The organism is Pedobacter soli (assembly GCF_900101435.1).
Classification (GTDB): Bacteria; Bacteroidota; Bacteroidia; order Sphingobacteriales; family Sphingobacteriaceae; genus Pedobacter; species Pedobacter soli.
Map to the genome: position 1 here is coordinate 1 of NZ_FMZH01000018.1, position 10319 is coordinate 10319.

The following is a 10319-nucleotide window of genomic DNA, read 5'->3' on the forward strand; positions in this document are numbered from 1 at the left end:
TCATTCCTTGGATGACGTGAGGGAGAAGGTAGAGGAATGGATGATGGACTATAATTACCATCGACCACACCAGGCATTGAACTTCAAATCTCCCATCGATTTATTGCAGGAAAGTTGAGGACAAAATTATACTTTTGAATGGTCTGAAAAACAGGGGAGCTTACAATGCATTTTTAGATATAGGATAAAATTACAAAATCAACGCTTGCTGTTTCTAATATCAATATTTGATTATGTATCGGTCGTTTTCGAAGGGGGTAATACTCAAATGCCCTTAAAGCTTTCATTATCAACTGGATTCATAGCACTGTGAGGACAGGTTTAAAGGAAATGCTATTGATGTAATCCTACATAATTTTTAGTGCCGAGCGTCGCGCCATTATAAGTGATAAGGTCCATGAACCTATATCATAGCTACTCGTTAGCCCTATGGATGTCTGACTTTTATCAAGATGCTTAAACACTTAATTTAATATCAATATTAATATCTTTGACCATGCTTTTTTATTTTGATCTATTACAATCTCAAGGATTTTAAAACCTTTATACGGATACCTAGCAAGCAAAGGGTGCAATTCACCTGTCAATTTATGCTTCAGGCTCTACAAAAATAGATCAGCAATAATTTTTACATCAATAGATAAGTGGCTTATCCAGGTAATCGACAAATAGTTATGTTTTTTTGCTCTGAATAACATCAGTAAATTACAAATCAACCACAGATACCGTTCTAATTTTAAACTGAAGACATTTCTGAAACCTACCAAATTTTCATATTATAATGACTAACCAAATCACACCTTTAGACGAAAGCGTTCACATCCTTAACGTTATAAACAACAATATTATTAGATATCATCGGGCATTATGCAGCTTACCCGATTATCACGTCGATCCGAATATTGTGATGACTATAAATACGATGAGTTTTGAAAATGGTTGCATATTGGTAACCAGTTATTTTGATGAGTACCATGGCCACTTTATAAGACTGTTAAATGAGCAACAGAGAAGATATATAAACCCTTACTTTAAGCGCATTAAAAATGTACTAAATCTTTTTCCTGATATTAAAGAGTTCAGAAATCAAGTAGTGGCACATAATTTAAGAGTTAAAAACAAAAGTGTACCCACTAATAAAAGTCTTACCAGTTTCGTAGTGCCGCAAACAATTATCGAATTTAGCATAGTTATTGAATGTATAAAATATATTACTACAATAATCAATAGAATGTTTCCATTAGCGATGAAAAAAGTTGTAATGCATCTATCTGCCGAGGAAAGGAGAAAAAGTGTCGTTTTGAAATCACCTCTGACACCTGCAGAAGCGGAGACAATTTTGGTGGAACTTATTCGTGACCTGCAAATAATAGCGAGTAATCAGGATATTCCGGATGATTGAAAACCCAAAAGTACCATATTCATATGAGGTATGTATTTTGCTCTTATTTCAACAAAATTCTTAAACTTGATTAGATGTGGAAAAACCAATCTAGTTGACTCCGTTCCGCCGAATCTATAATTGCAAGACAATTTATGATTTATTTAAAATTAACTTCCAACGGTATGGGGTCAGAGGAGTGGGTTTGTCCAAATAGAGGCATGTACATTAGCTCGTTCATTGATTTGTGGCAACTAACCGTTACCAACGGTGAATTAATAAATGCCCTGGATGCTATATAAATTCATGTTTATTATTGGTCATGATGAAAAAGGAATGGCACGAATTGTAGAATGTCAAATCCTATTGACCTTTTAATGTAGTTTTAGGTTGACTTTGTGGAAGTTACTGTCGCGTGATTTTGCCCGACGTATTAAGAGTATGAGGGCGTTGCTTTTAATTAATGGAACTATTTTTGGTATCGCGTTATGCTTAGATGCTTATTTAAGGGATAGATATAGCTTCAATATTATCAAACAAAAGGAGGTATATGATCAAGTATTTTCTAGATTTTCTTTGAGCGCTTTTTTCTGCTATATTTATGGTAATGATAGCCTCTCAATATGATTAATAATACTTTAGTTCCTTTCCTAAGATCGGTGTTATCAAAAAATATCTTTTTTTTGTACTTCAAGAATATGCATTCTGCCCCTCTCAGTGATTCATCAAATTATGGATTTTTAATTGCTAATATTTTTAGTATATTTGTTGGTGGCAGTTAGGGATTTGTTTAGAAAACCCTTTGATGAGGGGACAATTGTAAAACTAAAGGTTTACACAGATTATCTCAGGGAATGGGCGCCTGTATTTCTTTCAAGGCGTGAGCCAATCTGGAAGACTGTTCAGATTTTCGACTTTTTTGCAGGGCAGGGAAAGGATTCTCTAAACAGGCCAGGAAGCCCACTTATCGCACTTGAGGTTGTAAGGTCTTTTGAAAGGTTGATTGTGAATCGCGGTATTAAGGTTATTCTTCATTTCAACGAACTTGAGGAAGACAACTACCGTGCTTTAATGGATTGTTTGGCTGGAGCAAAGGGAAATTTCAGCATACGAACCTATAATAGGGATTTTAAAAGTTTGTTTAATGAACAATATGAAGCGATGAAACAGTCTGCCAATTTCTTGTTTTTTGATCAGAACGGAATAAAGGAGATTACCTCTGAGCTCTTTGTTAAAATAATTGCCCTGCGCCAGACTGATTTTTTGTTCTTTATTTCATCATCTTACTTTAGGCGATTTGCTAATACCCCTGAGTTTCAGAAATATTTCCCATTTGACCCGGTAGAGATGCAGTCAGTCCATTATTACCATGTGCATAGAAAGGTGTTGGCCCATTACAAGTCGCTTATTCCGATCGGGCGAACCTACTATCTTGCTCCATTTTCCATAAAAAAGGAGCGGAATATTTATGGTCTCATCTTTGGAACGCACCATACATTGGGGATAGAAAAATTCCTGAGCGTTGCCTGGAAGAATGATAGCTTACGCGGAGAGGCAAATTACGACATAGACAGCGAAAAAATTGATTTACATTCGCCTAGTCTTTTTCCCGAATTTGATATTCCCAGTAAACGGGATGTCTTTGAGAAAAACCTGCGCAGGAAGATTTTAGGTCGGGAAATTGGTATGCGGAATGAAGCTTACCTGTTCGCCCTCAATGAGGGCTTTCTGTTAAAGGACGCCAATGTAGTATTAAAAAAACTGTTTGCTGAGAAAAAAATAAAGTCTGTAATTGAGTATATTTCCACAGATTTGCACAAAAATAAAAATGACGTACCAATAATCATATAATTATGGCACAATCAAATATTGAATGGACCGAGCTGACCTGGAATCCGGTAACAGGCTGCAGCAAGATAAGTCCCGGATGTAAGTTCTGCTATGCGGAGTCTATGACAAGGCGTCTCACCGCAATGGGCGTAGAAAAGTATAAGGACGGCTTTAAGGTTCGTACACATCCTGACACCTTGAACATTCCCTACGGTTGGAAAAAATCCAAGGTTGTATTTGTGAATTCCATGAGTGATCTCTTTCATCCCGAGGTTCCGATAGAATTCATCAAGGCGGTGTTCGCTGTGATGAACAATACCCCACAGCATGTTTACCAAGTGCTTACTAAGCGGTCGGAAAGGCTGGTGGAACTTGCAGACCAACTTACCTGGACCCCTAATATCTGGATGGGAGTTTCTATTGAAAATGAGGACTATGCTTACCGTATCGACGACCTTTCCTTAACGCCTGCAAAGATCAAGTTTCTCTCCATTGAACCTCTTATAGGGCCGGTGAGAACTTTAAATTTAGACGGTATAGACTGGGTAATTGTTGGAGGAGAGTCAGGACATAAAGCTAGGCCATTGGAAAAGGAATGGATTGACTATGTCAAGGTTAGGTGCGAGCAGAGTAATGTTGCTTTCTTCTTCAAACAATGGGGAAAGCCGAAGTTTAATGCAAACCCGAATGATCCCACAATTGATGCCAAACATCCAAAACATGCAAAGGGTGGGTGTGAACTTGATGGGGAGATATTTAGAGAGCTTCCTGTTGTCGCTGCCTAAGTTTTTTTGTTATGCTTGCTTACCAGATCGTTCGCGATCTTGATAGCGCTCGCATTATTTGACGCACAGAAAAAGTGGTACATTAGGGAATTATTTCTGTTGACAATGACGTACGGATTGGAAACGAGTCCAAAAATAGTTTTTAGTTTTTCAGTATAGATTTCGAATAGTTTATCGTTGGCCTGACTTGATTTGGTAATGACTGTTCTGGATCCAAAGAGATCTGTAATGATATCTTCCCGGTAAATGCTCCTAGTAATCAGCTCACGATCGACCCCGAAGAACTTTTCCAGTCGTTTCCACCAAGCCTCTGAAATATTCAGGTCTTTCTTTAGAAGTCGGTTTGCGCCAACACCAGTAGGACTCAGCAGCCACAGATCTACTCCGAGGCCTTTGAGGTTCTCAATTGAGCTCCAATCCAGGTTCATCCCGAAAGGGTCCAAAAATACAAGAGCTTTCCTCATCTTATTCTTTCTTAAAAAGCTGGCGAGACGTTTAAGTACCACATTGCAGTCTTCCGCAACTACAAATACATTGTCCGGTCTTTTGCTCTTGACAGAGGTTTCAAGGCGTTGTTTCTTCATCTCGTCTTTCTCTACGAAATAGTAGATGTCGAAGCTTCTGGGTGAGCTGATATCAACGATTTTTTGTGCGGCACCTTCAATCACTTTAAAATCGTCTTCGTTTCCGATCTTGATCTCGCCGCTCCCTGCAAAACCGTCGAAATAGGTTATGTGGAACGGATATTTGTTCATAATTGTAAGATAGGCAGATGCGTACATTTCAAGTATCTCAATTTTCGTTTCGGTCCATGAACCGCCAAATTCGTTTTCCATGATGAGTGCGCTAGGGTTTGTATGAATTAAGCTCACAATATAATCAGAATAATTCTATTGGTCATAACGGATTTAGTTGTTCATACAGGGACAACTAATCCGTTATATTTTCATCCTAAAAGGATATTATTGCTATGCTTAACAGTATAAGAAAACAAATCTTTGAATTAGTTTCTTTGACGTCAAGGTTAAACAAGGTAGAGCTACGTATCTCTAAGGCTTCAAAAAAGCTGATCGTTTGATGGCTGGAGCAATAACCCTCTTTTATCATCTTTTCGTTATTATTTTACCAAAACTTTTGAATACTATGGAGTCCGCATACCTATATATCCGTGTAAGCACGGATGAGCAAAACGAAAAAGTTATTCATTGCCTGAGCAAGGTGTAGATTATTCCAAAACTGGCCACATCTAACGTCGCAAACTGGCAATGATTTTCGCTAAAAAGATTTCAATTGACTGATTTTAAGGAGAATTAAGACTGTTCAAGCCTGTTCTGGAACAAGGTGTTGTTTGATGGTCGAAAATATAAAATTCTTGTTAAGTAAGTCAAAATTATCCATCCTAATCAAATTTGTACGTTATCTATTTGACAACAAATCATTTAGTATCATGGAGTCTGCATATCTATATATCCGTGTAAGCACAGATGAGCAAAAGAGAAAAGGCTATTCGCTACCTGAGCAGCAGGATCAATTGTTGAAATACTGCTCTCATAATAATATCCAGGTAAGGGGTATATTTAGCGAGGATTATTCAGCGAAGAATTTTAATCGCCCGGAATGGAAGAAGTTAATCGCTGAGGTTAAGAAAAGTTCAAAGACTGAAGAAAATAATATCCTTTTTATTAAGTGGGATCGGTTTAGTCGAAACATTGAATACGCGTATGAAATGATCGGTTTGCTTCGAAAGTACAATGCTAATGCAATGGCTATTGATCAGCCAATTGATTTCTCTGTTCCCGAAAGTACCGTGATGCTTGCTGTCTATCTAGCGATTCCCGAAGCTGAAAATACAAGAAGAGCATTGAACACCGTAAATGGGCTACGAAGAGCAAAACAGTTAGGCCGTTATCCGAATAGGGCCCCTAAGGGATATCTTAATCTTACTGGGCTGGACGGCAGGAAGTATATTGCGCCAAAAGAGCCAGAAGCTGGGATTTTGAGTTGGGTTTATCAGTTGTTGTCTACCAATACTTATCGGCTTGAAGAAGCAAGGATGATGGCCAAGGCAAGAGGCTTTAGGTGCTCTCGATCTTATTTTTGGAGGCTGCTGCAAAACCCGGTTTATTGTGGATTTGTAAGATTGGCACCCAGCAGCAACAATATTAATGAATTAGTGAAAGGGGTTCATGAGCCCATTATTTCAGAACAGCTTTTTTACCAAGTGCAAAATATAATTCGCACCAAAAGAAAGGTAATTGGAAAAACAGATGAACTTAAAAATATTTTCTTTTTAAAAGGATATTTAACATGCCCGGTTTGCAAAAACAAACTACGTGGCAGTTTGTCTAAAGGCTATAATAAGAAATATGGATACTATCATTGTTCGGGTAAATGTAAAGTAAGAATTAGAGCAGAAGCGCTAAATAATAGTTATTCTCATCAGTTGCGTCAAATGAGACTTTCTAAATATGCAACAGAATTATTTGCCTTGGTTTTAGAAGATTTCAATATAGGGACGAAGAAACTAGAGTATTTATTAGAACGGCGGAAGTTGTCTAAACATGTAAGCTCCCCTGTTTTTCAGACCATTCAAAAGTATAATTTTGTCCTCAACTTTCCTGCAATAAATCGATGGGAGATTTGAAGTTCAATGCCTGGTGTGGTCGATGGTAATTATAGTCCATCATCCATTCCTCTACCTTCTCCCTCACGTCATCCAAGGAATGAAATATGTAGGCATTCAATAATTCTCTTCTAATGCTTCCATTGCATCTTTCTATATATGCGTTCTGTGTTGGCTCTCCAGGCTCGATAAAAAGCAGTTCTACATTGTTTTCCTTCGCCCATTCATCCAGCTTATGTGAGATGAATTCTGGCCCATTATCCATTCTTATCATTTTTGGGAGCCCTCTATATTGTTTGAGCTCATCTAATGCCCTGGTAACCCTCAATGCTGGAAGTGAATAATCTATCTCCATAGCAAGCATCTCTCTGTTGTAATCATCGGCGATGTTCAACAATCTAAATTTCCTTCCATTCCAAAGCGCGTCACTCATAAAATCCATAGACCACACCTCATTTACAGTTTCCGGCACAAATAATGGCTTTTTGATTCTTTCTGGTAGTCTTTTCTTTGCCCTGCGCCGAATATTAAGCTTCATCGCGGTATAAACCCGATAAACCTTTTTATGGTTCCATATAATTCCTTTTCGACGTAATCGGTAATAGCATTGCCAGAAGCCTATGGAAACATGCTTTTCAACTAGATGAGAAAGTGCATTAACTATTTCGCTGTCATCGCGCCGTTTGTGTTTATAGTAATGATTGCTCCGGTTTAATCCGACACATTGACAAGCCTGACGATGGCTAATCCTTTTCACCATCTCATCCACTAAACCACGTTTTTCGTCAGGCGTTAAAGCTTTTTTTCCACCGCCTCCTTGAAAACTTCGTGCACAAGGCTGAGATTCGCATACATTTTTTTCAAACGTGCATTTTCCTCCTCTAATGCCTTGAGCTTTGATATTTCTTTCACTTCCATTCCTCCGTACCTCTGGCGCCATTTGTAAAAGGCTGCAGTGCTAACCCCTAACTCTCTGCAGAGATCGTGCACATTTTTGCCATTCTCATGTTCTTTGATGGCTTTTACAATCTGGGATTCCGTAAACTTGATTCTTTTCATATTACCAATTAAAATTAATAGTTTTTTCTAATAGCCTCGCTGCGCTCGGTCTAGAATTATACTTTTAACTGGTCTGAATTTTGGGAAGTGCACAAACAAATTGATGAACAAGGTCATTTGCTATCTAAGACCAGAAAGCTTTTTGTGTCGGATTTGTTAAAATTTGATGATTTCAGCTCATTGAAAAGTGAAGTCAAGGTAATTCTGGAAAGTCTTAATAAAGAATTGAGAGCTGTGGATTCCAAACTTGCCTGTCTCGATCAACAGATTAAGTTTGCAACCAGGTCGTCCATTGATATCTTTAGAAGCTTTGATGATCTCGATTTTGGGGATAAAAAGCAATTACTCGGTTTTTTCCCAGTAAGAGATATTGATTTGGAAAATCGTACAGTATCACTTTATACTAGTAATGCTCTTTATAAGGTGCTAAGTAGAAAGAAAAATATAAGTATAGCTGATATCGATTACCGACTACCTCATAAAACCAATTTTTTGGAGCGAAAGGTTTCTTCAAGCCGTGCTGTTCGTATTTTAGCCAATCAAGGGATTCAAGTTGATGAAGGCCAAGCTTCAGTTGTTCTAAATTTAATGTACGTTTTGGCAAAAACGTACAGAGGCTCTGGACAATCGAAGTGCCGCGAATCCTTAAGGGAAAATCGAACGCTAAAATAATGTGTTAATACTGCTTTTAGGGGCGTTTTTGGTCTAAACTACATAAAAGTTCAAGGAGATTTTCTGAAAAATCGAACTGTTTACTGTCGGATTGCAACAATTTGACTAACAGTTTTTTATGGGTATAAAAAAAGGAAACAACTCTTGGGTGTTGTTTCCTTAAGTAGCGGGGAGCAGGATCGAACTGCCGACCTCAGGGTTATGAATCCTGCGCTCTAACCATCTGAGCTACCCCGCCGGGCTTATACTTACTAAATAACGTAAATATAGAAGTGGTTATTTTTAAGAGCTGCAAATATAGAATAAATTATCATTCTATTAAAAGGAAAAGTGAAAAAACATTTAAAGCGCTATCGCACAGCAAATTTAAATGATCTGAATTTCTTTTAGGCTCGTATTGCTTGCTTGATTTAGCGTTGTACTTTCTTTAGAAAGGGATCTAAAACCATATTAATCTGGTAAATTGGAAGTTTGAAGGGGTTTAATAACTGTCGGGAACAATGCTTCCTACCGCAAATTTAGCCGAATAGATATAAATATTTTGCAGATAACCTTAAAGAAGTATATGTCGATAGCTTTTGAAGTACCCTTTATATCTTAATAAGTATTATCGTATAGCTTACGTAGTATATCTGGGTAGCTTAATAAGTATATGCTGATAGCTTTTGAAGTACCCCCTCATACCTTAATAAGTATTATCGTATAGCTTACGTAGTATATCTGGGTAGCTTAATAAGTATATGTTGATAGCTTTTGAAGTACCCTTTATATCTTAATAAGTATTATCACATAACTTACGTAGTATATTAGGGTAGCTTAATAAGTATATGGTGGTAGTTTATAATGTACCCTGAGTATGAATATACGAATTGTGTTCGCTGTGTTAAAAATCTGTGGCAAGCTTGGTCTCGCCACAGATGGATGAATTATAAGGGCAGCTTTGGTGCACCAGACTTTCTTGTAGTCGGGAAACGCTGACGCAAATCGTCGTATATGGCTTGCGAACCTGGTACATTGGAGCGACTGGCAGCTTTAACTGAATGATAAAAAAGCAGGGCAGCTTCGTAGGCCTCACTTCCAGCTGCCATACCTGAATCTTCTACTGCCGTAATCAGTGTATTTAATTGCTGAAAAATTTGATACAGCACGCCCGATAAAGCATAATCTTTTCTTGCTTCTTCCAAATCCATAAAGTTGGGTATAAAGCTGGGGTTTTGCAGGGCATAATCAAATGCCTTTTCTACAAAACCCATGGTTTTGTCGCCCAGCTTTAGCATGGCCCTGCGTTCAGCTGCTGTAAGGTTAATAATCAGTACCTCACTCAAATTGGTTTTAAATACAGCTACGGCATCGTTAATGTTTTTTAACTGCTCTGGTGTAATCACCGCTGAAATTCTGTTACTTGAACTCATTTTTTCGTTTTTTAAAGGTTATAGATAATGGTTAATTAAAAACATATCAATAGGCCCGGGTGGGGTTAACCATCAGGGCATTAAAAAAAATCAGAACAGCATCAGGCAACCGGCCTGTATTGCGCGTTCTACTCTGCTCTGGAAAAAATGGGATGGGTAAATCGGGATTTATGGTTGCTACGCAAGAAACCACGGTTTGGAATTGCAATAGTATACTAGAGATTTTTTTTTGTCAGATATTTTTTTGAGATGCATTAATTTAGATTCCTTTTGGGTGCAAATTATGCGGCTCTTTTTTTGTTCATTGTGGTTTCTTCAACCTCTAAGGGAGTCAGATAACCCAATGATGAATGGATTCTTTTTCTGTTATACCAAATCTCTATGTATTCAAATACTGCCAAGTATGCCTGCTTTTTAGTTTTGAAATTTCTTTGGTAAACCATCTCAGTTTTCATGGTTTTAAAGAAACTCTCTGCAACTGCATTATCCCAACAATTCCCTTTTCTGCTCATGCTTTGAATTATTGGTAATCCCATCAACTGTTTCCTAAACTCTGA

The 10319-nt window shown here is 37.8% G+C and carries 10 protein-coding genes and 1 tRNA gene; 6 read left to right on the top strand and 5 right to left on the bottom strand.

What is annotated here, in order from left to right:
* Nucleotides 1–16 precede the first annotated feature (16 nt).
* The 4 genes from BLR37_RS23335 (at nt 17) to BLR37_RS23350 (ending at nt 3996) form a co-directional block, all read left to right on the top strand.
* On the top strand, nt 17–118 hold the full coding sequence (locus BLR37_RS23335; RefSeq protein ID WP_425262022.1) for an integrase core domain-containing protein: 102 nt from the start codon (nt 17–19) through the stop codon (nt 116–118).
* A gap of 804 nt (nt 119–922) precedes the next feature.
* Nucleotides 923–1402: a hypothetical protein gene (locus tag BLR37_RS23340; protein WP_143009656.1), complete on the top strand. Its 480-nt coding sequence runs from the start codon at nt 923–925 to the stop codon at nt 1400–1402.
* A gap of 723 nt (nt 1403–2125) precedes the next feature.
* Nucleotides 2126–3232 (top strand): three-Cys-motif partner protein TcmP, encoded by a 1107-nt coding sequence (tcmP, locus tag BLR37_RS23345; protein WP_090772907.1) that lies wholly within the window; start codon nt 2126–2128, stop codon nt 3230–3232.
* Nucleotides 3233–3234: 2 nt separating this feature from the next.
* Complete coding sequence (locus tag BLR37_RS23350; protein ID WP_090772909.1) at nt 3235–3996, top strand: DUF5131 family protein; 762 nt, start codon at nt 3235–3237, stop codon at nt 3994–3996.
* Here the strand turns inward: BLR37_RS23350 and tcmP (BLR37_RS23355) are convergent.
* Entirely contained in the window at nt 3993–4832 is an 840-nt protein-coding gene (gene tcmP / locus BLR37_RS23355; RefSeq protein WP_090772911.1) for a three-Cys-motif partner protein TcmP, read from the bottom strand. The genes BLR37_RS23350 and tcmP (BLR37_RS23355) overlap by 4 nt on opposite strands.
* A gap of 611 nt (nt 4833–5443) precedes the next feature.
* On the opposite strand from tcmP (BLR37_RS23355), the gene BLR37_RS23360 reads away from it, so the two are divergent.
* Nucleotides 5444–6640, top strand: a complete 1197-nt coding sequence (locus BLR37_RS23360) for a recombinase family protein (protein WP_090772913.1) — start codon at nt 5444–5446, stop codon at nt 6638–6640.
* Here the strand turns inward: BLR37_RS23360 and BLR37_RS23365 are convergent.
* Nucleotides 6606–7678, bottom strand: a protein-coding gene (locus BLR37_RS23365; protein ID WP_425262021.1) for an IS3 family transposase whose coding sequence is annotated in 2 segments (ribosomal slippage) — nt 6606–7417 and nt 7417–7678 — 1074 coding nt in all. Because the reading frame shifts where the segments join, the coding sequence is not laid out codon by codon here. The genes BLR37_RS23360 and BLR37_RS23365 overlap by 35 nt on opposite strands.
* Before the next feature lie 87 nt (nt 7679–7765).
* Here BLR37_RS23365 and BLR37_RS23370 point away from each other — a divergent pair.
* Entirely contained in the window at nt 7766–8350 is a 585-nt protein-coding gene (locus BLR37_RS23370) for a hypothetical protein (protein WP_090772915.1), read from the top strand.
* Nucleotides 8351–8514: 164 nt separating this feature from the next.
* On the opposite strand, the gene BLR37_RS23375 is transcribed toward BLR37_RS23370, so the two are convergent.
* The 3 genes from BLR37_RS23375 to BLR37_RS23385 all read right to left on the bottom strand — a co-directional run.
* Nucleotides 8515–8588 (bottom strand) — tRNA-Met (locus BLR37_RS23375).
* A gap of 688 nt (nt 8589–9276) precedes the next feature.
* The gene (locus BLR37_RS23380; RefSeq protein ID WP_090772917.1) at nt 9277–9762 is read right to left on the bottom strand and encodes a hypothetical protein; all 486 of its coding nucleotides are present in this window, start codon (nt 9760–9762) and stop codon (nt 9277–9279) included.
* A 281-nt stretch (nt 9763–10043) separates the two neighbouring features.
* The coding region (locus BLR37_RS23385; protein ID WP_208599720.1) for an IS3 family transposase at nt 10044–10319 on the bottom strand (276 nt) is incomplete at its 5' end.

Excerpts from the sequence above, each read along its gene's own strand:
- BLR37_RS23380 (WP_090772917.1), bottom strand. The coding sequence starts at position 9,762 with ATGAGTTCAAGTAACAGAATTTCAGCGGTGATTACACCAGAGCAGTTA.
- tcmP (WP_090772911.1), bottom strand. The coding sequence starts at position 4,832 with ATGGAAAACGAATTTGGCGGTTCATGGACCGAAACGAAAATTGAGATA.
- BLR37_RS23340 (WP_143009656.1), top strand. The coding sequence starts at position 923 with ATGAGTTTTGAAAATGGTTGCATATTGGTAACCAGTTATTTTGATGAG.
- BLR37_RS23350 (WP_090772909.1), top strand. The coding sequence starts at position 3,235 with ATGGCACAATCAAATATTGAATGGACCGAGCTGACCTGGAATCCGGTA.
- BLR37_RS23360 (WP_090772913.1), top strand. The coding sequence starts at position 5,444 with ATGGAGTCTGCATATCTATATATCCGTGTAAGCACAGATGAGCAAAAG.